General features: G+C 54.0%; 19 protein-coding genes, 17 tRNA genes and 2 rRNA genes. 7 read left to right on the top strand and 31 right to left on the bottom strand.

Annotated features, from left to right (window positions below; translation table 11 throughout):
* Positions 1-323 precede the first annotated feature (323 nt).
* Genes BLP63_RS13475 through BLP63_RS13465 form a run of 3 tightly spaced genes read left to right on the top strand, consistent with a single transcriptional unit; the run spans position 324 to position 4,715 of the window.
* Positions 324-983, top strand: a complete 660-nt coding sequence (locus BLP63_RS13475; protein WP_242870921.1) for an ABC transporter ATP-binding protein — start codon at positions 324-326, stop codon at positions 981-983.
* Positions 983-3,379, top strand: a complete 2,397-nt coding sequence (locus BLP63_RS13470; protein WP_092592434.1) for an ABC transporter permease — start codon at positions 983-985, stop codon at positions 3,377-3,379. The genes BLP63_RS13475 and BLP63_RS13470 overlap by 1 nt, the downstream gene beginning before the upstream one ends.
* 25 nt (positions 3,380-3,404) lie before the next feature.
* Entirely contained in the window at positions 3,405-4,715 is a 1,311-nt protein-coding gene (locus BLP63_RS13465) for an efflux RND transporter periplasmic adaptor subunit (protein WP_170829459.1), read from the top strand.
* Positions 4,716-5,206: 491 nt separating this feature from the next.
* Here BLP63_RS13465 and nadE read toward each other — a convergent pair whose 3' ends face one another.
* The 5 genes from nadE to BLP63_RS13440 all read right to left on the bottom strand — a co-directional run bounded on the left by nadE (position 5,207) and on the right by BLP63_RS13440 (position 10,173).
* Positions 5,207-5,980: an NAD(+) synthase gene (gene nadE / locus BLP63_RS13460; protein WP_330387165.1), complete on the bottom strand. Its 774-nt coding sequence runs from the start codon at positions 5,978-5,980 to the stop codon at positions 5,207-5,209.
* A gap of 271 nt (positions 5,981-6,251) precedes the next feature.
* A complete protein-coding gene (locus BLP63_RS13455) occupies positions 6,252-6,647 on the bottom strand; it encodes a CoA-binding protein (protein WP_092592430.1) in 396 nt (131 codons plus the stop codon).
* Between the two features lie 255 nt (positions 6,648-6,902).
* Complete coding sequence (locus BLP63_RS13450; protein ID WP_242870918.1) at positions 6,903-7,577, bottom strand: YigZ family protein; 675 nt, start codon at positions 7,575-7,577, stop codon at positions 6,903-6,905.
* Positions 7,570-9,030 carry a GTPase HflX gene (gene hflX / locus BLP63_RS13445; RefSeq protein ID WP_092592428.1) on the bottom strand — a complete coding sequence of 487 codons (1,461 nt, stop codon included), beginning with the start codon at positions 9,028-9,030 and terminating at the stop codon, positions 7,570-7,572. The genes BLP63_RS13450 and hflX overlap by 8 nt, the downstream gene beginning before the upstream one ends.
* Before the next feature lie 156 nt (positions 9,031-9,186).
* On the bottom strand, positions 9,187-10,173 hold the full coding sequence (locus BLP63_RS13440; RefSeq protein ID WP_092592426.1) for a transposase: 987 nt from the start codon (positions 10,171-10,173) through the stop codon (positions 9,187-9,189).
* A 182-nt stretch (positions 10,174-10,355) separates the two neighbouring features.
* On the opposite strand from BLP63_RS13440, the gene BLP63_RS13435 reads away from it, so the two are divergent.
* Positions 10,356-11,162, top strand: coding sequence for an EcsC family protein (locus BLP63_RS13435; RefSeq protein ID WP_092592424.1), 807 nt, complete (start codon positions 10,356-10,358; stop codon positions 11,160-11,162).
* 161 nt (positions 11,163-11,323) lie between these two features.
* Here the strand turns inward: BLP63_RS13435 and BLP63_RS13430 are convergent, their stop codons facing one another.
* The gene (locus BLP63_RS13430) at positions 11,324-11,536 is read right to left on the bottom strand and encodes an FmdB family zinc ribbon protein (RefSeq protein ID WP_092592422.1); all 213 of its coding nucleotides are present in this window, start codon (positions 11,534-11,536) and stop codon (positions 11,324-11,326) included.
* Positions 11,537-11,880: 344 nt separating this feature from the next.
* Here BLP63_RS13430 and BLP63_RS13425 point away from each other — a divergent pair, with 344 nt between their 5' ends.
* A complete protein-coding gene (locus tag BLP63_RS13425) occupies positions 11,881-15,114 on the top strand; it encodes a transglycosylase domain-containing protein (RefSeq protein WP_170829458.1) in 3,234 nt (1,077 codons plus the stop codon).
* 122 nt (positions 15,115-15,236) lie between these two features.
* Here the strand turns inward: BLP63_RS13425 and BLP63_RS13420 are convergent, their stop codons facing one another.
* The 3 genes from BLP63_RS13420 to BLP63_RS13410 all read right to left on the bottom strand — a co-directional run bounded on the left by BLP63_RS13420 (position 15,237) and on the right by BLP63_RS13410 (position 18,356).
* Entirely contained in the window at positions 15,237-15,929 is a 693-nt protein-coding gene (locus BLP63_RS13420) for a B3/B4 domain-containing protein (RefSeq protein ID WP_242870920.1), read from the bottom strand.
* A gap of 73 nt (positions 15,930-16,002) precedes the next feature.
* Entirely contained in the window at positions 16,003-17,178 is a 1,176-nt protein-coding gene (gene thiI / locus BLP63_RS13415; protein ID WP_092592416.1) for a tRNA uracil 4-sulfurtransferase ThiI, read from the bottom strand.
* A 2-nt stretch (positions 17,179-17,180) separates the two neighbouring features.
* On the bottom strand, positions 17,181-18,356 hold the full coding sequence (locus BLP63_RS13410) for a cysteine desulfurase family protein (protein ID WP_207646476.1): 1,176 nt from the start codon (positions 18,354-18,356) through the stop codon (positions 17,181-17,183).
* A 264-nt stretch (positions 18,357-18,620) separates the two neighbouring features.
* Between BLP63_RS13410 and BLP63_RS13405 the strand changes: the two genes are divergently transcribed.
* The gene (locus BLP63_RS13405; RefSeq protein ID WP_092592414.1) at positions 18,621-19,610 is read left to right on the top strand and encodes an asparaginase; all 990 of its coding nucleotides are present in this window, start codon (positions 18,621-18,623) and stop codon (positions 19,608-19,610) included.
* 159 nt (positions 19,611-19,769) lie between these two features.
* Here the strand turns inward: BLP63_RS13405 and BLP63_RS13400 are convergent, their stop codons facing one another.
* The 3 genes from BLP63_RS13400 to BLP63_RS13390 form a co-directional block, all read right to left on the bottom strand.
* Positions 19,770-20,894 (bottom strand): 2-methylaconitate cis-trans isomerase PrpF family protein, encoded by a 1,125-nt coding sequence (locus BLP63_RS13400; RefSeq protein WP_092592412.1) that lies wholly within the window; start codon positions 20,892-20,894, stop codon positions 19,770-19,772.
* Between the two features lie 171 nt (positions 20,895-21,065).
* Positions 21,066-21,527 (bottom strand): nucleoside recognition domain-containing protein, encoded by a 462-nt coding sequence (locus BLP63_RS13395; protein WP_092592410.1) that lies wholly within the window; start codon positions 21,525-21,527, stop codon positions 21,066-21,068.
* 18 nt (positions 21,528-21,545) lie between these two features.
* Positions 21,546-21,968 carry a nucleoside recognition domain-containing protein gene (locus BLP63_RS13390; RefSeq protein ID WP_242870917.1) on the bottom strand — a complete coding sequence of 141 codons (423 nt, stop codon included), beginning with the start codon at positions 21,966-21,968 and terminating at the stop codon, positions 21,546-21,548.
* 49 nt (positions 21,969-22,017) lie between these two features.
* On the opposite strand from BLP63_RS13390, the gene BLP63_RS13385 reads away from it, so the two are divergent.
* On the top strand, positions 22,018-22,986 hold the full coding sequence (locus tag BLP63_RS13385) for a ribonuclease H-like domain-containing protein (protein WP_092592408.1): 969 nt from the start codon (positions 22,018-22,020) through the stop codon (positions 22,984-22,986).
* Between the two features lie 77 nt (positions 22,987-23,063).
* On the opposite strand, the gene BLP63_RS13380 is transcribed toward BLP63_RS13385, so the two are convergent.
* The 19 genes from BLP63_RS13380 to BLP63_RS13290 all read right to left on the bottom strand — a co-directional run.
* A tRNA-Phe gene (locus BLP63_RS13380) sits at positions 23,064-23,139 on the bottom strand.
* A gap of 60 nt (positions 23,140-23,199) precedes the next feature.
* Positions 23,200-23,276, bottom strand: a tRNA-Ile gene (locus BLP63_RS13375).
* Between the two features lie 18 nt (positions 23,277-23,294).
* Positions 23,295-23,371: transfer RNA gene (locus tag BLP63_RS13370), tRNA-Pro, on the bottom strand.
* Between the two features lie 16 nt (positions 23,372-23,387).
* Positions 23,388-23,463: transfer RNA gene (locus BLP63_RS13365), tRNA-Trp, on the bottom strand.
* A 28-nt stretch (positions 23,464-23,491) separates the two neighbouring features.
* Positions 23,492-23,583, bottom strand: a tRNA-Ser gene (locus tag BLP63_RS13360).
* Between the two features lie 8 nt (positions 23,584-23,591).
* Positions 23,592-23,681: transfer RNA gene (locus tag BLP63_RS13355), tRNA-Ser, on the bottom strand.
* Between the two features lie 7 nt (positions 23,682-23,688).
* A tRNA-Lys gene (locus BLP63_RS13350) sits at positions 23,689-23,764 on the bottom strand.
* A 26-nt stretch (positions 23,765-23,790) separates the two neighbouring features.
* Positions 23,791-23,866: transfer RNA gene (locus BLP63_RS13345), tRNA-Gln, on the bottom strand.
* Positions 23,867-23,893: 27 nt separating this feature from the next.
* Positions 23,894-23,967: transfer RNA gene (locus BLP63_RS13340), tRNA-Gly, on the bottom strand.
* A gap of 118 nt (positions 23,968-24,085) precedes the next feature.
* Positions 24,086-24,170: transfer RNA gene (locus BLP63_RS13335), tRNA-Tyr, on the bottom strand.
* Positions 24,171-24,186: 16 nt separating this feature from the next.
* Positions 24,187-24,263 (bottom strand) — tRNA-Asp (locus tag BLP63_RS13330).
* Between the two features lie 264 nt (positions 24,264-24,527).
* Positions 24,528-24,603, bottom strand: a tRNA-Val gene (locus BLP63_RS13325).
* A gap of 5 nt (positions 24,604-24,608) precedes the next feature.
* Positions 24,609-24,683, bottom strand: a tRNA-Glu gene (locus tag BLP63_RS13320).
* A gap of 24 nt (positions 24,684-24,707) precedes the next feature.
* Positions 24,708-24,784 (bottom strand) — tRNA-Met (locus BLP63_RS13315).
* Between the two features lie 14 nt (positions 24,785-24,798).
* Positions 24,799-24,874: transfer RNA gene (locus BLP63_RS13310), tRNA-Met, on the bottom strand.
* Between the two features lie 147 nt (positions 24,875-25,021).
* A tRNA-Leu gene (locus BLP63_RS13305) sits at positions 25,022-25,110 on the bottom strand.
* 9 nt (positions 25,111-25,119) lie between these two features.
* Positions 25,120-25,194, bottom strand: a tRNA-Asn gene (locus tag BLP63_RS13300).
* A 95-nt stretch (positions 25,195-25,289) separates the two neighbouring features.
* Positions 25,290-25,406 (bottom strand): 5S ribosomal RNA (rrf, locus tag BLP63_RS13295).
* A 191-nt stretch (positions 25,407-25,597) separates the two neighbouring features.
* Positions 25,598-25,867, bottom strand: a 23S ribosomal RNA gene (locus BLP63_RS13290); the annotation flags it as partial.

Here is a 25,867-nt window from a genome sequence, read left to right as displayed (position 1 = left end):
CTAAGACAAATACATAGAAAAGCAGTGACAGTGAATCGCCGATGGTCCCCGTCCCCAGAAGTTTGGTGTGGCCCAGTCCCCCACCATATGTCCCTGTCCCGCGTGGTTCGGCCCAGTCCCCCACCACAAGTCCCTGTCCCGCACCACAAGTCCCTGTCCCGCACCAAAACACGTTTAGCAACCCAATGTTAAGGTATAAATCCAAGTGTAAGGGGGCCCGTCCTATGGATGACGCACATGCAACAAACCATACACCAGATCAAGCACCACCACCTGCACCAGAACAAATCCTGAAAATCGACCAGCTGACCAAGCACTACCTGATGGGCGAGGTCACCGTCGAGGCCCTCCGGGGCGCCACCTTCGACGTCAACGCCGGCGAGTTCGTCGTCATCCTGGGTCCCAGCGGCTCCGGGAAAACCACCATGCTCAACATCCTGGGGGGCATGGATCAGGCCACTTCCGGGACGGTTCACTACAGGGGGAACATCCTGACGGATTTCTCTGAGAAAGCCCTCACAGAGTACCGCCGCAACGTCGTGGGCTTCGTCTTCCAGTTCTACAACCTGCTGAGCAACCTCACCGCCCGGGAAAATGTGGAGCTGGCCACGGAAATCATTGACGACCACCTGGACGTAGACGAGGTCATGCAGGACGTTGGCCTAACGGACCGGGCGGACCACTTCCCGGCCCAGATGAGCGGCGGCGAGCAGCAGCGGGTCGCCATTGCCAGGGCAGTCTGCAAGAACCCGGACCTGCTCCTGTGCGACGAGCCCACCGGCGCCCTGGACTACGAGACCGGCATTCAGATCCTCAAGCTCCTGAAAAAAATCAACGACAAATATAAGAAGACCGTCATCATCATCACACATAACGCGTCCATTGCGATCATTGCCGACCGGGTGCTGAAGATGCGCAGCGGCGAAATCGTCGAAAACATCCTCAATGAAACGCCTATGGACCCTGAAAGGGTGACGTGGTAATGGGTGTCCTGAATCGCCGGCTCCTGCGCATGATCCTGAGCTCGAAGGGCCAGAACCTCGCCATCGCCATGGTGGTCGCCCTGGGGCTCATGCTCTACGTCGCCATGTTTTCCGCCATCACCAACCTGGAGGTGGCGGTCAACGAGTACTTCGACCTCACCAACGCCGCAGACATCTATGTGGAAATCCCGGCCATCTCCGCCTCTGAGGTCAGCAGCCTGCTGACTGTGGACGGTGTCAAGTCGGCCCAGGGCCGCGTCGTGCGGGACGTGAGCTTCATCTCCGACCTCAAGGAGGACGAAAACCAAAAGATCACATTAAGAGTCATCTCCATCCCCGAGGAAACGGACGACAAAGCCAACGGCATGATCCACAGCCTCTACTTTCAGACCAAAGCCCAGACACTGGCCTCAGATGACGAGGTCTTCCTGATCGAATCCTTCGCGAGAGCCCGCGGCATTGCCGTAGGCGACGAAATCAAAATACAGTATGCCGGCGAGGACCATACTTTAAAGGTCAAGGGCATTGTCTCAAGCTCAGAGTACATCTACCTGATGCAGAGCGACCAGTCCCTGCTGCCGGATTTCAGCAACTTTGGCATTCTGTACGTCCGGGAATCCTTTGCCATGAGAACCATTGCCTCAAATGGCCTCTACAATCAGGTACTGCTCAAGGTCAAGGACAGCTACGACAGCGAGCAGGACCATGAGCTCGTTCGAAAGGCCGTGGAAAATAAACTGGATCACCTGGGGGCCCAGCGGGTCTACCTAAGGGAGGACCAGGTCAGCAGCCGGATGGTCCAGGAGGAAATCCGGGGCAATAGACAGACCATGTCCGTGGTGCCGGTGATTTTCCTTGGCATAGCAGCAGCCATTATGTTCGTGATGATTGGACGCTTCGTGAGGAATGATAAGGTGACCATCGGCGTGTTAAAGGCTATGGGCTATAACAACCGGAAAATCATGACCCATTACAGCCTCTTCGCGGTCAGCATAGGCATCACCGGCGCCATTTTGGGGGTAATCCTGGGGTCGCTGATGTCGGTGTACGTGACGACGCTGTACGCCACCGAGAGCTTCAACGTGCCCATTCTCGTGTTCAAATTCCACGCCTGGATGCTCTTCGCGTCCCTGGGGCTGGCACTGGTGTTCTCCGTTACGGCGGGCTACATGGGCGCCCGGGGCGTCATCCGGATCGATCCGGCAGCGGCCATGCGGCCTGACGCACCGCAGTCCGGCAAGCACATTGGCCTTGAAAACACGCGTTTCTGGAACTTCTGGGTCTCCTTCACGGAAAAAATGGTCATCCGCAACCTCCTGCGCCACAAGCTGCGCATCCTGGCGCTCTCCACGGGGATTGCCCTGACCTTTATGATGATCATGATCCCCATCTACCTCCTCAGCGCATTCCTCGACATGTTCGAGTTCCAGTACAGCGTCATGCAGCGGATGGACTACAGCGTCAGCCTCACCGGCTTCGCGGCGGACCGGGACCTCACCCGCAGCTTCAACGACTACGACGAGATTGACTACGTGGAAGGCCGCCTGGAATATCCCTTTGAGGTCGTAAATGGCTACAGGAAAAAGGCCACCACCGTTGTGGGGCTGTCGCCGGATACGCGGATCTACCACTTCTACGAGCTCAATTCCATGCTGCCGATGGTCTTCCGCCACAACAGCGTCTTCATGACCCGGGGACTGGCGGACAACCTGGCCCTTGAGATTGGCGATACCTTCATGATGAAGCCCTACCTCCCCGACCGGGAGGACAAGGTCTACAAGCTGACGGGGATCATACGCCAGGATCTTGGCTCCAACGTCTACATGTCCTTAGGCACCCTCCAGCGCGATTTCTTCGGACCGGACGCGGTGAACGGCGTCTTTATTCAAGGCGGCAGCGACGTTAAAGGCGTGCTGACGGATGCCCGCAGCGTCTCGTCCTTTATGTCCAATCAGGATTTGCGCAATGCCTACCTCGACTTTCTGCAAATCACCTACATTTCCATAGGTATGATTGTGGTCATTGGGATGTTCTTAGGGGTGGCCATTGTCTACAACACCGTAGTCCTGATGATCAACGAACGCACCGTAGAGATTGCCTCCATGCGGATTTTGGGCATGAGGATTGGCGAGGTCTTTTCGGTCATCGTCCGTGAGATTGGGGTCATCAGCATTGTGGGGATCCTGCTTGGGGTTCCGCTGGCTTCCTGGGCCCTGGAAGGGATTGGATCCTATTTCACCACTGACCTTTATTCCTTCGCCACCAAGCCCCAGTTTATAGATTTTGTCTACGCAGGGCTGATTACTTTGGTTTCCATCATTATTTCCCTTGCCTTGTCCTACCGGAAAATCATTCATGCCAATTTTGTCGACGCGCTGAAAAATCAGGTTTCCTGATGCGCCCACTATGGAGGTGTCAAAGTTGAAAAAGAAAATAAAACTGCGCAATCTTCTGCTGCTGGCTGTCGGAATTATCCTGGTAGGCGCGGGGGCGTATTACAATTACATCAGCAGTCAGGTGAAGCTGGTGCCTTATGAAGTCACTCGAGGGGACCTGAAAGAAGTCGTTGAGTCCACCGGAACCGTGGCCAGCCAAAGTTCCACGGTCATCTACGCCAAACAGGGTGGCTTTGTCAGCGACCTGGCCTTTGAGGTCGGTAACGTCGTCAATGCCGGCGACACCGTTGCCGTGCTCTCCGCTGAGGACCTCTACTACAGCATCCAGACCGCCCAGGCCCAGGTCAATGGTGCCAGGGCGGAATACGCAAGAGCGGCGGAGCAGAATGATCCTTTGCTGACGGCCATGAGCCAAACCGCTGTGGACAGTGCTCAGTTGAACTATGATACGGCGGTCAAGACCCTGGCAGATACCCAGGCCCTCTTCGACGCAGGCGCCGTCAGCCAGGCGGAGCTGGACGGGGCGACACTGGCGGTCTCCCATGCGGAGGCGGCCCTGACCACGGCCAAGAATCAGCTGGCCCTTCAGAAGAAAGGCACCAGTAGGAACCTGCTGAGCTCTATCAGCGCCGGGATTACCGCGGCCCAGTCTGAGCTCAACCGCCTGAAGGCCATGGATGGCAACCGTACGGTGGTTGCTGCCCAGTCCGGCGTCATGACTGAGCGCTATGTGGACCTTGGCACCTACGTGGCCCCAGGCATGCCCCTGGCGGAAATCTCCGCGGTGGACCAGCTCCTGATTGAGACAGATGTGGTTGCCAAGGATGTTCCGAGCTTATCTGTCGGCATGAAAGCAGACCTATACGCCGATGGTTCCTTCATCACCACCGGAACCCTATCCAAAATCCACCCCAAACTCACAGAAATCATGTCCAACCTGGGCATTGTCCAAAAGCGCGTCCGCGTTGAAATTACAGTGGATGGCGTTTCGGCGGCCGGGGGCTCTCCGGTTGGGGACTCTCCGGTTGGGGACAGGGACATATCAGACGGCGCCGCCCCAGCCACCCTCATGCTGGGCCAGGACGTGGATGTGGAATTCATCCAGAATGAAAAGAAAGATGTCATCCTTGTAGAAACCGACTACGTCTACGAAGATGGCCCAGACGGCTCAAACTACGTCCTGGTCATAGAAGACGGCAAGCTGGCCATGCGCCCCGTGGAAGTGGGCCTGCAGGGCGAGCTCTACTATGAAATAGTATCCGGCTTAGCGGCAGGGGATCAAATTGTGGGTGAGATAGAAAACACCGTTGCTGTGGGGGACAGGGTGTCCTGGTAAGCTAACAGAAGTGCATAAACAAAAGCAGTAGCGTACGTAAGAGAGCTTGCTCTCTGAAGTGCGATGCTGCTTTTGTTTATATAGGGCGCAGCCCGAGACCGAAGCGCAGCGTTAGCGGAGCAATAGGCGCCAGCCGCGAGGTGCACGTCTGTTAGCGTGAGGTGTAGGATGTTCAGCCCTCAGCGGACCCTCACACCAGAGAGCTTGCTCTCTGATATGAGGCAGCGTTTCAAGCAGAGGAAAAGGTGCGCAGCACCTTTTCCCACCTGGTCCTTTAAGCTCTTCCGTTTCCAGCAAAATTAAGCGGGTTCTGTACGCTGTGTGGACAAATGACCATCGGCAAAATCTTTAAAAGATCCGATAAGTCCCTGTCCCCCACCACGCGTCCCTGTCCCCCACCACAAGTCCCTGTCCCCCACCAAACATTCCCACATCAAAAAAGGAACCGGCACACAGCACCGATCCCTTTCCTTGTCATAACCAATATGCAATTAAGCTTCCACCGGTGGTTTTGGCGGCATAGTGCGCTTGTGTGCCGTAACGTTGTAAAGATGCTCAATGCGTGTCTTTGCTGCCTCGCTGATTTCCTTACCTTCGAGGTAATCATCGATCTCATCATACTTGACGCCGAGCTCCGCTTCGTCCGTCTGGCCTTCCCACAGGCCGGCACTCGGTGCGCGGTCTATGATCTGCTGAGGCACGCCAAGGACCTTGGCCCATTCGTAGACCTCGCGCTTGGTGAGGTTCGCGATAGGCAGGAAGTCGACGCCGCCATCCCCGTACTTCGTGAAGTAGCCAGTGAGGACCTCCGCCGCGTTGTCAGTGCCTGCGACCATGTAGCCCAGGCTGTTGGCTACGCCGTAGAGTGTACTCATTCTGAGACGCGCCCTGAGGTTGGCATCCGTGATGCGGGCTCTGCCGTTGAGGTCACGGTCGAGCTTGACCTTGATATCGTCGAAAATCAGCTCATGAGAGACGCTGAGATCCATTTCGATCCAGTGGAGTCCACATTTTTCAGCGACAGCGCGGGCATCAATGGAGTCTTTCGTCGAGCTTTTCACCGGCAGGATGACCCCTATGGCCTCCTCCGGAAACGCGCGCTTGACGAGGTTGGCGACGACGGCGGAATCGATGCCCCCGGAAAGGCCCACGACGACGCCGTTTTGATGTGCGTTATTGACAGTTTCGCGAATCCACTCGACGACGCGGTCGATTTCCCTGAGGCGCGTCTCGTGGTCTTCAATTCTTGTGATCATGATGGACATTGCTTTCCCTCCGTACTTGAATCAATGGGTTGTGGCTTCGTGATCATCCCAAATGCTTGTAGATTCTCTATATAAAGGCTGCACCTGCTTTTATTTGTGAAATAAAAGGGCCTGCGGTGTGGGTGGTGGTGCTGTGACCATCGGCAACCACACTGCAGGCCTAATCATATCATGAAAATGTCGAAATTTCGACTGTTTTTTATTTACAAAATAGCAGGCTTGTGACGTTTCACGAAGGGCCCGGAAATGTGTGAATGCTTAAGGGAAACTTTTATTTTCCAATTTTCCCGAGATCTACAAGGACGCAGTGGTGGTAAACCGGCAGGAGGCCTTTTTTCTCGGCATACTGAATCACGTCGTCGTCGAAGGTGCCGGGCTGGAACCAGATATACTTGATGCCGAGGTCCGCAGCTTCGTCGATGAACGGATAAGCGCGCTTTGGCGGAACAACCATGTCGATGCATGCCGGGACAACGGGCAGGGCTTTCAGATTTTCGTAGCAGGGTGCGCCTTCAATTTCCTTATACGTAGGGTTGACGGCATAGGTCTCGTAGCCGCCGGATCTGAGGCGCATGAGGATTTTGTAGCCAAATTTGTCTTCGTTCTGGGTGGCGCCTACGACGGCCCAGGTCTGTTCCGCGAGCATTTGGCGGATGCGTTCTTGCATAAGCTCAACTCCCTTTCGAGATTTAAGTGTGATGGTGTTCATAATGGTTTGGAATGGAATAAGAGGGACTACAAAAGAAAAGCTCGAGATCGCCCTGCTTGGCGATGATACAGCTGTTTTGTTATTACCCGAAATTTTGCTGTGAAAACAAGTCGAACTGGGGCGAGCGAGCTCTGGTTGGGGACAGGGACAGACCAGAAGTTTGGTCTGTCCCTGTCCCCAACCAAACATCCCCTTCAAGCACCCCGCCAAGCCCTACCGCCGCCCCAAAGCACTGGGCACAGCGATTTCCTCAAGGTCCCCGGGCACCCAGTCCATCTGGGCGCTCGTGAGCTCCACCATGGCCGCCTGAACCTCGTCCTCTTCCTCCGGCAAAACCTGCAGCGCCAGGGTCACGTGGTCCGTATAAACCGTATCCGCCAGTCGAACCGATGGCCGCCCCGCCAAATAATTCTGCACCTTCCCCAGCAGCGTATAATCAATGGTCATGGCCACCGCCCGGTGCACGACCATCTCAATTACCCCCGCCGCCTCCAGGCCTGCCTGGGCACTGTGGGTATAAGCCCGCACCAAGCCGCCGGTACCCAGCTTGACCCCGCCAAAATAGCGCGTCACGACCACGACTACATCCGTAATGCCTTCGTTCTTGAGCATGGAGAGCACAGGCAGCCCCGCTGTCCCCTGGGGCTCGCCATCATCCGAGAACTTCTGGGCGTGGTACTCCGGCCCCAGGACGTACACCGGCACGTTGTGGGTCGCGTCCCAGTACTGCTTTCGGATCCCGGCAATGAAAGCCTGCGCCTCCTCCTCCGTCTTGACCGGCTTCACGTGCCCAAGAAAACGCGATTTCTCAATAACCGTCTCCGCGGAAGCTTCCCGGGAGACGGTTTTATAATTCATGATTTTGGCAGTGCCGGGCTGACTACTCATCCTCACGCACCCCTGAACCGGGCGCAGGTAACCCGTCCGGCCTCACTTCAAAGCGCTTGTAGCGCTGATAATCCTTTGAGTCCAGCTCCACCTCAATCAGCGTGCCCGCCTCCACGTACTCAGTCTGCATCACGTGATGGTGGTCGCAGAGGTAAGAGTACACGGCGCCCTCCGAGTATGGGATCAGCATGTGCACCCGCACGTGCCCCCGGAAGACCTTGCCCCGCAGCGTCTCGAACAGCGTATCAAAGCCCTCGCCGGTCCGTGCGGAGATCCTCAGCGCCTCATAGCCGTCAAACATCCCTGCCCTCGGCACCATCACCGTGTCGTGGTCTTCAGTCGACAGCAAATCGATCTTGTTCAGCAGCAGCAGCGTTGGCTTGCCAAAGGCATCAAGCTCCCGCAGGACCTTCTCCGTGATGGCGATCTGGTTGTGCACGTTTTCGTTGGTCACGTCCACGACGTGCAGCAGCAGGTCCGCGTCCCGCACCTCCTCCAGCGTCGCCTTGAACGCCTCCACCAGCTTGTGGGGCAGCTTTGACACGAACCCCACCGTGTCCACCAGCACCATGGCCTTGTTGTCCTCGAACTCCACCCGCCGGTGGTACGTGTCCAGCGTCGCGAAGAGCATGTCCTTCTCGAAGACCCGCTTCACACTGTCCCCCTGGTCCTGGCTGCCGTCCTGACTGCCCCCGCTTTTCTCACTGCCCCCCGCCGATGGTCCCTTAACCACCATCTCCAGCATCCTATTCATCACACTCGACTTACCTGCATTGGTATACCCAACCAGCGCCACCAGAGGTTCTCCACCCCGCTGCCGCCCGGCTTTCTGAGTTTCCCTGACCTTCGTTTCTTCCTTGAGCTCATGGCGAATATCACTGATCCGCTCCCGGATGCGCCGCTTGTCGATCTCCAGCTTCTGCTCCCCTGGGCCCCTGGTGCCAATGCCCCCGCCCGTCCTGGACAAAGCATTGCCATACCCGGTCAGTCTTGGCAATCTGTACCCCAGCTGCGCCAGCTCAATCTGCAGTTTGCTGGTGCGGGACTGGGCCCGCCTGGCGAAGATGTCAAGAATGAGGGCTGTGCGGTCAATGACCTTCAACCCAATTTCGCCTTCAAGGTTGCGGATCTGGGAGCCGGAGAGCTCATCATTAAAGACAATGACGTTGGCCTCATTCGCCTCCGCGAGCTGCTTGACCTCCTGGACCTTTCCGCTGCCAATGTACGTGGCCACATCAATGATCCGCTTGTTCTGAACCGTGCTGCCAACGACCTCAGCATCCGCTGCCATCACCAGCTCTTCCAGCTCGTGCATGGAGTATTCTATATCGATTTCCTCACGGTCGTCCCCGAGACCAACAAGGATCGCGCGTTCTGTCAGACTGCCGGAGGTCTCAAAGTACGTGCTGTTTTTATCTTCTCTTTCCTTTACGTTTGTGTTGTCCTGGTTCATTTAAAACCACCTCCAGCCACATTATATCACGCCTTCGCGGTTGGGGACAGGGACTTACCGAGAACTTGAGGCAGACTTTGCTCCGGCGTATGTCCCCCAAACAACACCACCACCCGCACCCCTGTCCCCGTACGTCTTGAAAGTCTTCCCTCAGCTTCAAGTGCGCTGAGGGAAGGTTTGTCGGTAAACGTCAACGAGATCTTTGACTTCACGCTCCAGCTTAATGGCATATTTGCCATTTTGGACCCGCAGGATCTCTGGCGTTAAATTCAAATAGGCGTCAACGTCTTCCCGGGTCGCTATTTTCAGCGCACTGCTCAGTGCATTCATGGCAAAACAGACTTTTGTGAATCTCTTAATGTAGATTCTTCTTGAGGTTTCTGACTGAACATGTTTGCCAATTAATTTGGGATTCACTTTGGTCATCAGACATAGCCTGCCGAACAGTAAATCCAGCTGGCCTTGAACGTTGTCTTGAGCGGCATGCTCTGGCAGGGCCAGGACATATTCGTGTTCGCCGGGAAATTGGGTGTTTTCAATTGCTATGAGCTCGCGCTCGGTCAAAATTTTGTTTTTGGCGAGGCGCTCGAGATCATCTTCCGCGCTGACGTATTTGAGATAACTTGTCTTTGCGGATGTTTTTTTGGAATCGAACGTCAAGAGGCCCTGGCTTGCCTCAAACCAGGCTTTCTCTGGACGTCCTGCGTAAATGTGATGGCTGGACCACGGATAATTCAGCGAAGTAGTTATACCGGCGGCTATAGGGTTTCTGTGTATGTATCTGATGACATAATTGGTTCTGATCTTTCCTGAAATGGCTGTAAGGTGATAACGGTCGCCCCATAAATGGCCGTTTCTGCCCATTCTGGAATTGACGAAATAGGCAAATCTTTGGTTCAGCCAGCTCATGATATTGGAGATTGAGTCATTGTTCATCTTCATAAGCAGATGCACGTGGTTATCCATTATGCAATAGGCGTATAGCTCGAAGTCAAATTGCGCTTTTGCGGATTGCAGCAGTGACAGATAATGCGTTTTGCAGTGGGGATGCTCAAAAAAATGCTCCTGGTTGTTGGCACGGCTGGTGATGTGGTAGAGTTCGCCTGATTTGAGATGGCGGCGGATTCTTGGGATGGGGATCACTCCTTAGTTAATTAAATGTTATTTACTTCTTTTATTTACATTATATTACATTTCTTTAGCCACATCAATAAAGGAATGAATGAAAAATGCGTTTCGTGGTATCTTATAGGATAGATTGTGGTTGTGTGACCATCGGCAGAGTATTGTTTTTTGAACAGGTCTAAACATAAGGGGTTTTGAGCATGGAAAAGAACGTAAACAAGCAGTTGAAGAAGGTGTCCAGGCAGGAACGGAAGCTGCTGAGGGAGCAGCGGGACTCCTGGCTGACCTACAAGACACAGCCTGCCAGGGACAAGCTGGACGCGGCGATTCCGGAGAAGCTGAAGGCGGGGCTTGAGGCGGCTTTTTACAAGGGTTTCAAGCTGGTTTTCGAAAAGGGCGACGCGGTCATTGAGAAGACTATTAACAGAGAGAAGGCGCTGCTGCGGCACGAGGCCAGGGATGAAATTTTTATGGACAATCCCAGCGGGAAGAATCTGAGGAAGGTGCACCGGCAGGCGAAAAACGCGGGTGCCGCGAATACGCTGATCGCTTCTGTGGAGGGCGGGGCGCTGGGGTTCTTTGGGATTGGGCTGCCGGACATTCCAATTTTTATTGGGATGCTGATGAGGACGCTGCACGAAACCGGGCTGAGCTACGGGGTCGACACGGAGTCGGAGGAGGAGCGGATTTATGCGCTGCTGCTGATCTGCGGGGCGCTGACTAAAAATGAAGAGCGGAGGCGCTTTAACCATCAGATTTTGCTGTTTGAAAAGCGGCTGAAAAACGGAGAGCCGCTGGGCATGAGTCTGGAAGAGCAGATCAAGCGGACTTCGGAGGTTTTGTCGCGGACGCTGCTGACGGCAAAGTTCGTGCAGGGACTGCCGGTGATTGGGGTCGTGGGCGGCGCGGTCAACTATGCGGTCACGCGGAAGGTGGCGAGTTTTGCGCAGCTCAAGTATAAGAAGCGGTATTTGCTTGGGAAATCTGAGGGAAAGGTTTTGGAGTAAGTCCAGTGAATAGAAAAATGGCGTGATTCGGTTGAGGAATCACGCCATTAAGATTTTTGGGGGAGTGTTGTGGGAATTTTTTGTTTTTGGTTGTTGAGTGTTGTGTGTTGTGTGTTGTTTTTGGATTTGAAAAGCCACCAGCTTCCCTATTTGCAGCTGCTTCAGCCAAAGCCTGTGGTTCTTGGCGCGCTAAAGCTTGAGCTTGAGTTTGAGCCGCTCTTGCTGCCTGTGCCGCTGACATTGACAGCGGTAAACCTGGTCTTTATGTTAGGGCTGTCGCAGCTCGGGCAGCGCTGCTGATCCTTGGCGCTGATGCTGCAAAAGACGGAGAACTTGTGGCCGCAGTCCGAACAAAGCAAATCATAGCTAGGCATGCTACACCTCCTGGATATACTTCTTTAGCCCCCTGGGTGTGGGGGTTTTGTTTAGTTTACTAAAAAAGGATGTGCCCTGTCAATGGATCTTTTGTCATTGGTTAAGGACTTGATGATGACAAATCGGGGTTTTTGGTCTGTCCCTGTCCCGCACCATATGTCCCTGTCCCGCACCACATGTCCCTGTCCCGCACCACAAGTCCCTGTCCCGCACAACACATCCCTGTCCCGCACCACACACCCCTGTCCCACACCACCCCTCCATTCCATTAAATTTCAGTGACTTAATGCAGGCCCAGACCATTATATGGTATAATAGCGCTGAAATTATAAGGAGGATTCTCATGGACAAAAAACCTACAAGACCCGCCGGATCAGCACGTCCAGCCAATCCACACAGGACGGAAGGCAGAAATGGCTCGGGCGCATCGGATAATGGGAAGGCCAGACGGTCGTCTGGCAACAAAAAGAAAAAGAAGAAAACTGTAGGGCAGAAGATCAGGAAGGCGTTCCTGAACCTCATCCTGTTGTTCGTTATTCTGGGACTGTTCGGCGCCGGCGTCGTCTACGCCTACGTGAAAAACGTGGTCTCAGACCTGCCGCCCATTGACCCTTCAAAGATCAACGAGCTCTTAGGGGAGAACTCCATCATCCTGGACTCAAACGGCGAGCTGCTTGAAACCCTGCAAAGCGACGGACTCAGGACCATCATCCGTTACGAGGACATGAGTCCAAGCCTGATCAACGCCTTTGTCGCCGTGGAGGACAAGACGTTCTTTGAGCATGGCGGCTTCAACTACGTGCGGCTGGTCGGCTCCGTGGTCAACAGCGTCACCAAAGGGGTGCGCATCCAGGGCACCAGCACCATCACCCAGCAGCTGGCAAGAAACCTCTATTTGGTGGAAAGCAAATCCAAGCGGACCATGGACCGTAAAATCAAAGAAGCTTACTACACCCTCGAGCTGGAAAAGCTCCTCAATAAAAAGCAAATTATTGAAGCCTACCTGAACACCATCTGGCTCGGTGCCGGCGCCAACGGCGTGCAGGCCGCGGCCCAGTCTTATTTCAGCAAGGACGCCAGCCAGCTTGACCTTGTCGAGTCAGCGATTTTGGCAGGCATCCCGTCGAGCCCGGCCAACTATACGCCTATGCTTCGCCTGGAAAAGGCAGACATTGGTGAGGGCAGCCGGATCATTGACGACTCGGACAGCCAGTACACCCTGGTCTACAATGACACGGCGCAAAAGCGCTACAACGTCGTCCTTAAACTGATGCTCGAAAATGGCTTCATCACCCAGGAAGAATACGACCGCAGCAAGGATATTGATCTCTACGACCGCATCGTGCCCAGCAAGCTGAGCAATGACGACATCACCTCCTACTTCGCGGACATGGTCCGTGATGAAGTCCTGGAGGCCCTCATGGCCCAGTACAGCTACACCAAGGAAGAGGCCAACAGCATGCTCTTCACCAAGGGCCTGAAAATCTACACCACCATAGACATTGACCTCCAGAAAAAGCTGGAAAATACCTATGACAAGCTTTATGACAGCATGCCTAAAGTCGCCGTCCGCTTCAACCCGAACGGCAACGTCATCACACCGGACAACCGTATTCTTCTCTACAAATATGAGAACCTGGTCAACGAGGCAGGTCAGCTGGTCATTCCGGACGGAGACTATAAATACGACGAATGGGGCAACCTGGTCATCTTCAAGGACCGCCGCTTCAACCTCTACGCCAACCGCCAGGACGGCAAAGTCGTCTCGGTTCAGATGGTCATCGAAAACGTCTTTAAAGCCAGCGAGCTGGAAACCAGTCCAAGCGGTGTCAAGAACATCTCCAACTTCAAAACTTACGCCGGCCGTGAAGTGGCCGTTCCCCACACCGTAAAGACCCTGGATGAGCAAGGTAACCTGGTCATCAGCAAATCCTTCCTGAATGAAAATCCAAGCTTCTTCACCCAGGGTCCAAACAACGAGCTGCTGGTCGCCAAGGAGCACTTTGGCTTCAGCGAACAGGCCATCGTCCAGCCCCAGTCGTCTACAGTCATCATTGATTACTACACAGGGCACCTGAAGGCCGTCGTGGGCGGGCGAAACATCACGGGGCAAAAGATCTACAACCGCGCAGTGAACCCGCGTCAGCCGGGCTCCTCCATCAAGCCCCTGGCCGTTTATCTTCCAGCCATTGACACTAAAAAATTCACCGCAGCCAGCGTCATAGACGACGCGCCTGTTTACCTTAAAGGTGGCACAGACCGCTGGCCGCTGAACTGGTACGAAGGCTCCACCAAATACTGGGGACTTCAGACCATCCGCGAATCCATTGAGTGGTCCATCAACGTCAACGCCGCCAAGGTCGCTCAGGCCGTGGGCCTCCAAACTTCCGTGGACTATTTGAAAAAGCTTGGCGTCACCAGCGTGGTCGAAACCGGCGCCTACAACGATATGAACCTCGCCGCCATGTCACTGGGCGGCATGTCCAGAGGCATTTCGCCCCTTGAGATGGCCCAGGCCTACGGCGCCATTGCCAATGGCGGCGTCCTCAACAAGACCACCACCTTCACAAAAGTCATAGACAACCGCGGCAACGTCATCCTTGAAAACGCGCCGTACCTCACCCGGGTCGCGGATGAAAAAGCGGCCTATATCCTGCAGGACATGTTGCGCACCACGGTTACAGATGGTCTCGCCAAAGTGGCCGCGATCCGAAACGGCAACACAGGCATTCCAGTGGCCGGCAAAACCGGTACCACCTCGAATCAGATCGACGCCTGGTTTGTGGGCTTTACCCCTTACTACACCGCCAGCGTCTGGTTCGGCAACGACGTCAATATGCCGCTGGATCAGGGCTCCAAGGTCGCGGCCCAGTTTTGGAACCAAGTCATGACAACCGTCCATGAGGGCTACCAAAACAAAAATTTCACGCCTGTGAACGGCCTGGTCTCCCTGTCCGTGGACACCAAGTCGGGGAAACTCCCCTCTGAGTTTTCTGCTCTTGACCCACGAGGCACCGTCAAGACGGAAATGTTCATCCCAGGTACAGAGCCAACCATGATGGACGACGTCCACGTGCAGGGCCTGGTCTGCATAGAAAGCAATCTCCTGGCCAATGAATACTGCCCTGAGGAAACTATCGAGACAAGGGTCTTCGTCAAGCGGCCAATCCCGCTGTCCCCAGAAGATCTCGCCATGGTACGGGACGCAGCCTACGAGCTGCCAGCCGTGAGCTGTGACCTCCACAACGAGTCCACTTACATCCCGCCGGCTCCGGCACACATCACCCCAATGGGTGACGGCCGCTACTACGTCATTCTGCCGTTCGAGCTCAAGTTCCTGGACGGCTCCAGCTTCACGACACCAGTGGATTCCATCATCAACGCCGACCTCTCCATTCAACTGCCGGACGGCACGATCCGCGAGCCGCGCAGCTTCCAGTATCCGCCGGATATTGAAACCCTTCTGGGCACGAAACCGAGCTTCAGGACGCCGCCGGAATCAGGAGACGGCACTGCGGTTCCTGAACTTGATCCAGACGCGTTGATAGAAGAAGCAGATGCGCCGGTGGCCAACTAAACAGCTTCCCCTTTTCAAAAAATAGAATGCCGATGGTTACGGGCTTCCACCCACAACCATCGGCATATCTTTTTGAAGCATTTGGTCGGGGACAGTCCCCAACCAAATTTCTCATTTAAACATCAAACATTTATCGACGTATGTTCCCTGTCAATCAAATGGACACTCACCAGGGCCCCAAATTCCCCTGCCAGCGCCGAGGCCAGCTGATCCCGGGCAGCGAGGACCTGCTCCAGATTCTGACCGCTGAAGCCGTCCACCGGAAACAGGACGTTCCTGGAATCCGGCGTCACCTTGCCCCATTCGGACTGTCGCCAGATCCAGCGGCGGGTCCTGACCCGGCTGGCGTCGCCATAAATCAGCTCCCCCGCAGGCAGCGACTCTTCCTGGTCCGAGCCCAGGGCTACAAAAGTCTCACCCTCCCTCGAAAAGCGCACCTCAAAGTCGCCCCCCAGCTGGTCCAGGTCATGGGCCCCCATAGGCACGGAAAAATTTAGGGAAATGCCGTTGACCAGGTCGATCACCGGGTGGATAAAAGGTAGCGCTCCACCGTTCATGACCCGCTTGCCCATGGCCTCAATCGAGCTCGGAAACCGGTTCGGGTTGATGCCTACGCGCTCAAACGCGTCCCTGTAAGGCACGAGGTCCGCGGATTCCTTATAGTCGCACAGGCAGTGCCTGTCCCGGAATACCGACTCCCCGGAGCGCAGGACGTCCTGGGGCATATGCGTGTGGCGCAGGACATCAATGCCACGGGCGACCACAACACCTACTATATAATCCGGCAGCTTGTCGAACACTGCATCTTCTACCATAAACTTCAATTCAACCGACTCCTTTCAGCACGCATTCTACGATTGTTTCGCTGCTTTTATACAAAAGTTGGCCCTACCGCTCGAAGCGCAGCACTTCTTTGCCCTCAAGGGCCCTCTGAATCAGGCCCTCGACGTCAAGGTTTGCTTCCGAGGCCTCAATCTGAGCAAGCCTTGGCTTGGTCACCACCTTGGAAGGCAGGAAGACCGTACAGCAGTCCTCAAAAGGCAAAATGGAGGTCTCATAGGTGCCTATGCGCTTGGCGACTTCCACAATGTCATTTTTGTCATAGGCAATCAGCGGCCGGAAGACAGGCAGGGACACCCTTGCATTGGTGACGGTGAGGCCTTCAATGGTCTGGGACGCGACCTGACCAATATTCTCACCTGTAACCAGGGCCTGGCTGCCATTCTCCTTCGCCACCTGCTCCGCCAGGGCCATCATAAAGCGACGGGACAGGATCGTCATCTCCTCCTCAGGGCAGTTCTCCATGATGGCCTGCTGGATCTCCAGAAGATTAATGGAGGTCACTTCAATACTGCCAGTGAAGACCGCCAGCTGCCGGGCGAGGTCGTAAACTTTTTCCTGGGCCCGCTCGCTGGTAAACGGATAAGAGTGGAAGTGGACCGCGGACAGTGTGACGCCCCGCCGCGCCATCATCCAGCCCGCAACCGGGCTGTCAATGCCCCCTGAAAGCAGCAGCGCCGCTTTGCCAGCCGTGCCATAAGGCATGCCGCCGTGGCACCGGATCTCCCTGGAATAAATATAGGCGCGGTCCCTTATTTCTACGTTGACGAGAAATTGAGGCGCGTGCACGTCTACCTGCAGCCCTTCTATGCTGCTGAGCAAAACCCCGCCAAGGTCCCTGCAGATTTCAGGGGAGGTCATGGGAAAGCGCTTGTCGCTGCGCCGGGCTTCGACCTTGAACCGGGTCATCCCCGTCTCCGCCTTCAGGGCTTTGACCTGAGCTACCGCAGCTGCGGAAATTCTGTCGAAGTCCGGGTCGACCTCGACACCAGGACAGAGGGCCACCAGGCCAAACACGCGCTGTGCCTTTTCCAGCACTTCCGCCTCTTCAGACAAATCGTAATTCATATACATGCGGCCAAATTCCTTGGCGACCTTGACGTGATGCAGGCCCCGGACCGCTTCTTTCAGGTTGTCCATCAAACGGTTCTCAAAATATCTTCTGTTGTTGCCTTTTAAAGTGATTTCACCAATTTTGACCAGTATAAAGCCTCGTTCACTCATAGTTATCTTCTCCTCATGATTTTGCCTAAAGACGTGTCAGCCCTTCGGATAATTTCAATAGCCTCGTCGATTTCTGCTTCGGTGGTGTGGACGCTGAGGCTGAGCCTCAGGGCGCTGTCAATGCGGGCAACCGTCAGTCCCATGGCCACGAGGACGTGGGAAGCCTTCCGGTCCTTTGAATGGCAGGCCGAGCCACTGGAGACGTAAACGCCCTCTTTTTCGAGGGTATGCAGAAGCACCTCGGATTTCAAACCTTCGAAGGAGACGTTGATTACGTGGGGTGCCCCGTCCTCAGGACTATTCAAAGCGATATGGCCGATGGTCGCCAGGCCAGCCCAGAGGCGGTCCCTCAATACGCGAAGACGTGTTGCAGCATCTGCCGGCAGAGCCTTTAACGCGGCTTCCATCCCCAGAATTCCAGGGACATTTTCGGTTCCCGGGCGGATGCCGCCCTGCTGACCGCCGCCAAAGACCAGAGGCTTCAGCCGGACCGACTTGTCCCGGTAGAGAAAGCCCGTCCCCTTTGGTCCATGGATCTTGTGGGCGCTGGCGGTGAGGAGGTCAATGCCCATGCCGCGGACGTCAATGGGCAGCTTGCCAAAGGACTGTACCGCGTCCACGTGGAAGATGGGCGGCTCTGAGGTGATGGCTTTCATCTGCCCCTTGAGGTTAGCGCCGAGGTTAAAGACAGCGCCGGTTTCGTTATTGACGTGCATCAGGCTGATCAACCCCGTGTCAGACCTCACGGCTTCCAGCACCTGCTCCGGGGTGATGTGGCCGCTTTTGTCCGGTCTGAGCAGCGTCACGCTGTAGCCGCTCTTCATGCCCCACTGCTTGACCGTGTCCAGCACTGAGCTGTGCTCCGCTTCTGTAGTGATGATGTGCCGGCGGTTTTCCTTTAGCAGCGCCGCGACCCCCGAGATAGCCAGATTGTTCGACTCTGTACCTCCGGAGGTGAAGAGAATCTCCCCCCGGTCCGTAGGCGCCCTAAGGGCGTTTAAGAACGTTTGTGACGCAGCTTTAATAAGCTTCTCCGCCTCAAGCCCCTTCCTGTGGAGAGAGGACGGATTCCCATAACACCCCGCCATCACCTCATTCATGGCCTGGATCGCCTCCGGGCAAACCGGCGTCGTGGCACTATGATCAAGATAAATCTCTTTTACAATAATATTTTTCATGTAAATCACCTTCCCTAACCTTTTTATTATACCTTAAGGCGGAGGACAGGTACAGAGTCAAAGAAGCACATAAGGGACAGTCCCCAATGATTCTCGTGGCTGGGCCCAGTCCCCCGCCACAAGTCCCTGTCCCCCACCACAAGTCCCTGTCCCCCACCAAACCGTCCGCTTCCCCACCGCTTTTTAATGACCATCCCATCAGGATTTGTTATACTATCCATAGAGACCAAAAAATCCTTATAATCGCTTTAGGGGGGCATTTCCTTGAAAAAAGTCGCAGTAATCTTCACCGGCGGCACCATCTCCATGAAAGTTGACGAACGGCTCAAAGCCGCTATACCAGCCATGTCCAGCCAGGAAATCCTGTCCATGGTCACCAACATAGACAAATTCGCGGAGGTGGAAACCATCACCTTTGGCAAATACCCCGGCCCTCACATGAACCCGGACCGAATCATGGCGCTCAATCAGCTCGTCAAAGGTCTGATCACAAGAGATGACATTGACGGCGTCGTCATCACCCACGGCACGGATTCCATAGAAGAAACCGCCTTCTTCCTCGACCTGAGCCTCCCGGACCATAAGCCGATTGTTATGGTCGCCGCCATGCGCAACGGCTCCGAACTCGGCTATGACGGCCCCAGCAACCTCTCCGCCGCCATCTGTACCGCCATCTCCGACCAGGCCAGAGGCAAAGGCGTCCTCCTCGTCATGAACAACGAAATCAACTCCGCCCAGGAAGTCACCAAAACCCACACTATGAGCCTTGACACCTTCAAATCCATGGAGTTTGGTCCCCTGGGCATCATAGACAACGACGAAGCCATCTTCTACCGCGATATCATCCGCCATCCCCACATTGACACCGACTTCTACGTCAAAGACGTCTACCTGATCAAAACCGCCGTGGGCATGGACTCGGACTTCATTGACTACTGCATCGAAAAAGGCGCGAAAGGTATTGTTGTTGAAGGCATGGGCCGCGGCAACATCCCGCCAGAAATGGTCCCCGGCATCCAAAGGGCCATTGAAAAAGACATCCGCGTCGTCATGGTCTCCCGCTGTCCTATGGGCAGGGTCTACGACTCCTATGGCTACGAAGGCGGCGGCAAAATGCTTCGCAACGCCGGCGTCATCTTTGGCGGCAACCTCAACGGCCAGAAGGCCCGCATCAAGCTCATGCTCGCCCTCACCGTCTACCACGACCACGCCAGCATCAAACAGTTCTTTGAGAAGGATCTTTACTCAAAATAACAAAAAAAGAAAAGGAACCAGGCTCAAATTTCCCATCGCGAGGAAAATGTGCCTGGTTCCTTTCCCTTTCCCTTTCCCTTTCCCTTTTACTTTTCCTTTTTTACTCCCAAAATTTCACTTCATCACTCTATTTCTCAGCACCAGCCTCACCCAGCGCCATCACTCCCTGACGTACACAAACCCGTCCATAATCCGCCGGGCCGTCCGGGTCACGCCGCCTTTGACAATCCGCTCGCCGTCCATGACCATCTCCACCTCAGTGACACCACTCGCGTGCCCCAGCCTCATGGTTTGCTGCCCCGCTTTCAGCGCCGCCATCTCATGAACGATCGTCCCCGGAATCAGCGCCGCCGCCCCCGTGCCAATAGTCACCGTCATAGGATACGCCTTGTGCAGCGCCCCCACGGAAATTGCCCTCACGCAAAGATCCATCTGCCCACTGGCAATCTCGTTTTTGTCCATATCCACATAATCCTGAGGCTCAGAAATAATGGAAACCTTAGGCAGTGACGTCGACTTCGTCCTGGCCTCCTCCCAGTGCGCCACAAACCCGCATTTCTGCGCCGCGAGACACCGGATCCGCTCGACGTGCTCCATGACCTCTTTCTGAGCGTTCAGCTCCGTCAGCTCCCGACCTGTGATGCCCAGGTCCTTTGCCCTGATAAACACCATGGTATTCGAGCAGTCCACTACGGAGACCTCAATTTCTCCGTATCCAGGCACCTCAAAAACCTCTTTGGCCTGCCCCGTTGGCAGCAGCTTCCCTGTCGTCGCCCCTGCCGGATCCTCAAAATACATGTCAATTCTGGATCCCGTCCCCGGAACCCCGCGAATCTCTTCATCCCCGTGGACCATAGCGTGCCCGTTCTCAACCCTGACGTGCTCCTCTATGATCCGCTGCGTGTTTGTGTTGAACACCCTCACCACCGTGATGGGCGCCACCGCCTGCACCAGGCCCTCGTCAATGGCGAACGGCCCCACCGCCGAGGAGATGTTGCCACAGTTCGCCTTGTCGTCCACCCGCGGAATAACAATGTCCACCTGCTTAAACGTATAGTCCACATCCGCGTCTTCTCTGGCCGATGGCGCTATTATCGCCACCTTGCTCGTCGACGACACCGTGCCGCCCATGCCATCAATCTGCTTCACATCCGGCGTCCCCATCACCTTCAGAAAAATCTCATCCCAGGTCGACCGGTCCTCCGGCAAATCCTTCTCATGAAAGAACACCGCTTTACTCGTACCGCCCCGCATATAGACACATGGATATTTTTTCATGTACATCAATAGTCACTCCTTTTTTTACCTCATCTTATTCTATTCTATCCCGACAGCCCCTTAATGTATACGCTGCTATCCTTTGGAACACAAAAAAAGCAGACCCATTTGGATCTGCAATCACCCTAAAACCTATTTTTTGCCGATGGTCCCCCATCCACACCTCTATCGTATACTTCACCGCTGCGGCGCATACGCCAGTCTGACACTCCTCGACACCAGCATGGTCACAGCAAAGGCCGCCAGCGTCCTCAGACCAAGGAGCAGCCAGCCATTCGCCCCTATGGCAACGAATAGCAGCGTATCCTCCACCACCGCATGGCAGCACGCCAGAAAAATGGAGACCAAGGTTAAACTCACCTTATCAATTTCACCCTCCTGGGCACTTTGAATGATGACACCCGACCCATAAGCAAGTCCAAAAATCAGCCCCACCGCCAGCGGAAAGGCTGCTGAGCGCTCCACACCAAGAAATCTCGTCAGAGGCCGCAGCCCTGCGGAAATATAATCCATCAGCTTATATTTCTTCGCGAACTCCATAGCAATCATCAAAGGAAAGACAATAATAGCGATATTCCAAACGGAACTCAAGGATCCAAACACAGACTCCTTTAGAACCTCGATTAAGTTAAATGTCATGTGCTTTTACCTCCACTTCTAATACATCAGGTTCATCAGAACACCTGACAAAATCATAAGACCGAGCCGAACCGTCAGGATCATAGGTACGCTGACGCCAACGCGCTTCGACACCGCCGTCTCAACCAGCAGCGAATGGGAGAAGGACAGCATAACTGCCATGATCGTCAGCTGCTTCACGGACAGCGGCAGCGTCACCATGACCCCAATCCCGGCGTACAAATTCAGAAGGTTTCCCATGACTAAAGCAATGGCCGCTTCACCCGGTAGTCCAAAAAGTTGCATCAGCGGCTCAAACAAAATGGCAATCCAGCCGATCACTGGGGTATACTTAAGAATAGTAATGATAATATAAATGGGAACAATGACCTTCGCAAGCGTCCATGTTGTCTTAAAACCCTTGTAAGTCCCATCCCTCAGGGTCGTCATAAAAATATTCATTCAATCACCTTATCTATCTATTTATTTTCCATATGAAGGAGTGAGCGCCATGATCACAACCCATAAACGCTTGCAGCCCAGCCCTGAAAGCCATTTTATAGCCAGGCATTTAGAGGCAGATTCAGGGGTGGTCTTTTTCGACATTGAAACCACAGGTTTCCACCGGGATTATTCCAAGCTGGTTTCGATCAGCCTGATCGAAATGCTTGAAGATGACCTCCACTATCACTATTTCTTCAACGAGACCGGCAAAGAAGAAGCTGACATCCTAATGGCGGCCCATGCACTCCTCTCTTCCAAATATCTCATTTCCTTTAACGGCGACGCCTTTGATGTGCCATACTTGATGCACAAATACGCCAAGCATAGCATAGACACGCCACTGACAATTGCCCGCAATCTTGATTTGATGAAGGTGGCAAAAGCAAGCCTCCATCTGGACAGCTACAAACTAAAAAGCATAGAATTGGCACTGGGTATCCATAGAACAGACACACTTAGCGGCCTCGACTGCATAGAAGCCTATAAACAGCATCTTGAAACTGGCGATCCCGTCCACTCGGACAAGATTGCCCTTCACAACGAAGAAGACACGTTAAACCTGATCCAGCTCATGTACCGTCTCCTGGAACACCACTCTGGGGTCGTTGAACTCTACAAACCCCATTATTTCGAATGGCGCGACTCTGAGGTCAACCTCATCTCCCTGAAATTACAGGGCGACTTTGCCACGCTGATCTTTGAGCCCAATAAAAACATTGATGAAATTCACTGGTATGATGATCGCGGTCATATTTTCAAAACAAACCATACTGGGGCCGTACCAAGGCTTGAAATTACCCTCCCCGTCCAACACCACAATGTCGATGGCTTCGATTTAAGCACGGGCCTGTATCTTAAGGGCCAGCCACGACAGCGCGTTATTAGTGTGGATGGCCATCCACTATACGAAAATGTGCCCAACATTCTGTTGCATATGGAAAATTTAATGGGCGCCGGAAACAACCGCATTCTATAATTCAAATCTCATAAATAATAGATCAAGCAAAAGTAAAAGCCGCTCACGGATTCAAGTTCACGTGAACGGCTTTTTAGTGGTGCCCAGAGCCGGAATCGAACCAGCGACACGAGGATTTTCAGTCCTCTGCTCTACCGACTGAGCTATCTGGGCAAAGTGTACCAAGGTAAACTTGACACGAATTAGTAATTGCTGAAAAAGTTTGTAAATACATGGTGGGCATGGATGGACTCGAACCATCGACCTCACGCTTATCAGGCGTGCGCTCTAACCACCTGAGCTACACGCCCATGTAAGTTAAATATTAATGGTCGGGGCGGCAGGATTTGAACCCGCGACCCTCTGATCCCAAATCAGATGCGCTACCAAGCTGCGCTACACCCCGACATATTAAGTTGAGATGGCAGGGGTGATAGGACTTGAACCCACGGCACGCGGTTTTGGAGACCGCTGCTCTACCAACTGAGCTACACCCCTAAGCTTTATAATCCGTTCTTTGTATAGATGGCGGAGAAGGAGGGATTTGAACCCTCGCGCCCCTCATCAGGACCTACTCCCTTAGCAGGGGAGCCTCTTCAGCCTCTTGAGTACTTCTCCATTTTAGATGGCGGAGGGGGTGGGATTCGAACCCACGTGGGCTATTAACCCTAACGGTTTTCAAGACCGCCCCGTTATGACCGCTTCGGTACCCCTCCGTGTTGTTGGTGACCCATCCGCGGCTCGAACGCGGGACACCTTGATTAAAAGTCAAGTGCTCTACCGACTGAGCTAATGGGTCGCATGTTTTCGGTTATTTAATTTAGGTGGCTGGGGATGTAGGACTCGAACCTACGAATGACGGAGTCAAAGTCCGTTGCCTTACCGACTTGGCTAATCCCCAATGTTGTAAGACTACATGTAAGGATGTTGGAGCGGGTGAAGGGGATCGAACCCTCGCAACCGGCTTGGGAAGCCGGGGCTCTACCACTGAGCTACACCCGCGGGCTGTTACAGTGGTGATTGCGTTATTGAAAGGTACTAAGGTAGTTTTTTCTCCTTCGGAGAAAAACCACTTTTTGTGCTCAGCGGTTGGTGCCCCGCTTGCGCTAAAAAGTTAACTTGGTGGGGGGAGAAGGATTCGAACCTTCGAAATCGTAGATAACGGATTTACAGTCCGTCCCCTTTGGCCACTCGGGAACCCCCCCATGATTAAGTTTTAAATGGCGACCTGGAAGGGACTCGAACCCTCGACCTCTAGCGTGACAGGCTAGCGTTCTAACCGACTGAACTACCAGGCCGTGGTTTAGTACGGCTTTTTGACGCCAGCGATGAGAAGCGCTGTGTCGATGGATCATCTGGAAAACCAATTGGTATGCCTTGATTAAGTACAAGGAAGGTTTTTTCTCCTTTGGAGAAAAACCGCTGAATATGAAATGCGATTACTGCCTCGCATATCCTTGTATACCTTAAGGTAGTTTTTTTCTCCTTCGGAGAAAAACCGCATTATAGAAATGCGATTGCGCTGGACGCTATTGGTGCCTCGCATTTCTATAATGCTAACTTGGTGGGAGCTACAGGGATCGAACCTGTGACCTCTTGCTTGTAAGGCAAATGCTCTCCCAGCTGAGCTAAGCTCCCGTAAATGGTGACCCCTAGGGGAATCGAACCCCTGTTACCGCCGTGAAAGGGCGGTGTCTTGACCGCTTGACCAAGGGGCCGGATATTGAGTTTAAAAATTAAAATGGTAGCGGTGGGCGGACTCGAACCACCGACCTTCCGGGTATGAACCGGACGCTCTAGCCAGCTAAGCTACACCGCCATATGAGAATTAAATGGTTGCGGAGACAGGATTCGAACCTGCGACCTCCGGGTTATGAGCCCGACGAGCTTCCATCTGCTCCACTCCGCGACGAGTGTGGTGAAAGGTGTAAAATGTACTCAATTTGTTAATCATACAATTACTAAAGGTAGTTTTTTTCTCCTTCGGAGAAAAACCGTATTTTGCTCAGCGGCTGCGCTGGACGCTATTAAAACCCCGCATTCGCAAAATACTAACTGGTGCCGGAGACCGGAATCGAACCGGTACGGTCTTTGAGGACCGCAGGATTTTAAGTCCTGTGCGTCTGCCAGTTCCGCCACTCCGGCAATTAGAAATGGCTCCAAGGGTGGGGCTCGAACCCACAACCTACCGGTTAACAGCCGGTTGCTCCACCATTGAGCTACCTTGGAACGTTAGTTGCCAGAAGTAACACTTTAGCGTATTAGCAGTGAAATCCTGGATCTTCTGGTTGAAGGCCTTGACCTTCAACCAGAGCATCCATTGTACCCGGCGACGACTTACTCTCCCAGGGGGCTGCCCCCCAAGTACCATCAGCGATGAAAGGCTTAACTTCTGTGTTCGAGATGGGAACAGGTGTGGCCCTTTCTCTGTATTCACCGGATGTGTTGCGACAAGATAAATTGTATCAAGGTTTGAGGCACTTGTCAATCAGTATTTCCAAGCATTTTGCGAAATCGAGCAACTTTTTATATCGTCTCTTTTTCAATAAAATGATTCAGAAAAAGCAATGACAAATAATGTGCTTTCACACCTTCAAAACTGCATAAGGAAGAAAATGAACTCTGAATTACCCTGATCAAGCCCTCGACCTATTAGTATCTGTCAGCTTAAAGCGTTACCGTTCTTACACCTCAGACCTATCAACCTGTTAGTCTATCAGGGGTCTTACTTCTTTCGAATGGGAAATCTCATCTTGAGGTGGGCTTCGCGCTTAGATGCCTTCAGCGCTTATCCCTGCCGCACATAGCTACTCGGCCGTGCTCCTGGCGGAACAACCGATACACCAGCGGTGCGTCCATCCCGGTCCTCTCGTACTAAGGACAGCGCCTCTCAAATTTCCTG

It is taken from the genome of Acidaminobacter hydrogenoformans DSM 2784, from assembly GCF_900103005.1.
GTDB classification, from domain to species: domain Bacteria; phylum Bacillota; class Clostridia; order Peptostreptococcales; family Acidaminobacteraceae; genus Acidaminobacter; species Acidaminobacter hydrogenoformans.
This window is presented reverse-complemented; position numbering and strand designations above follow the sequence as displayed.

Coding starts and splice junctions, on each gene's coding strand:
- BLP63_RS13475 (WP_242870921.1), top strand. CDS start 324: ATGGGCGAGGTCACCGTCGAGGCCCTCCGGGGCGCCACCTTCGACGTC.
- BLP63_RS13470 (WP_092592434.1), top strand. CDS start 983: ATGGGTGTCCTGAATCGCCGGCTCCTGCGCATGATCCTGAGCTCGAAG.
- nadE (WP_330387165.1), bottom strand. CDS start 5,980: ATGTCCATCATGATCACAAGAATTGAAGACCACGAGACGCGCCTCAGG.
- BLP63_RS13455 (WP_092592430.1), bottom strand. CDS start 6,647: ATGCAAGAACGCATCCGCCAAATGCTCGCGGAACAGACCTGGGCCGTC.
- BLP63_RS13450 (WP_242870918.1), bottom strand. CDS start 7,577: ATGAGTAGTCAGCCCGGCACTGCCAAAATCATGAATTATAAAACCGTC.
- hflX (WP_092592428.1), bottom strand. CDS start 9,030: ATGAACCAGGACAACACAAACGTAAAGGAAAGAGAAGATAAAAACAGC.
- BLP63_RS13435 (WP_092592424.1), top strand. CDS start 10,356: ATGGAAAAGAACGTAAACAAGCAGTTGAAGAAGGTGTCCAGGCAGGAA.
- BLP63_RS13430 (WP_092592422.1), bottom strand. CDS start 11,536: ATGCCTAGCTATGATTTGCTTTGTTCGGACTGCGGCCACAAGTTCTCC.
- BLP63_RS13425 (WP_170829458.1), top strand. CDS start 11,881: ATGGACAAAAAACCTACAAGACCCGCCGGATCAGCACGTCCAGCCAAT.
- BLP63_RS13420 (WP_242870920.1), bottom strand. CDS start 15,929: ATGGTAGAAGATGCAGTGTTCGACAAGCTGCCGGATTATATAGTAGGT.
- thiI (WP_092592416.1), bottom strand. CDS start 17,178: ATGAGTGAACGAGGCTTTATACTGGTCAAAATTGGTGAAATCACTTTA.
- BLP63_RS13410 (WP_207646476.1), bottom strand. CDS start 18,356: ATGAAAAATATTATTGTAAAAGAGATTTATCTTGATCATAGTGCCACG.
- BLP63_RS13400 (WP_092592412.1), bottom strand. CDS start 20,894: ATGTACATGAAAAAATATCCATGTGTCTATATGCGGGGCGGTACGAGT.
- BLP63_RS13395 (WP_092592410.1), bottom strand. CDS start 21,527: ATGACATTTAACTTAATCGAGGTTCTAAAGGAGTCTGTGTTTGGATCC.
- BLP63_RS13390 (WP_242870917.1), bottom strand. CDS start 21,968: ATGAATATTTTTATGACGACCCTGAGGGATGGGACTTACAAGGGTTTT.
- BLP63_RS13385 (WP_092592408.1), top strand. CDS start 22,018: ATGATCACAACCCATAAACGCTTGCAGCCCAGCCCTGAAAGCCATTTT.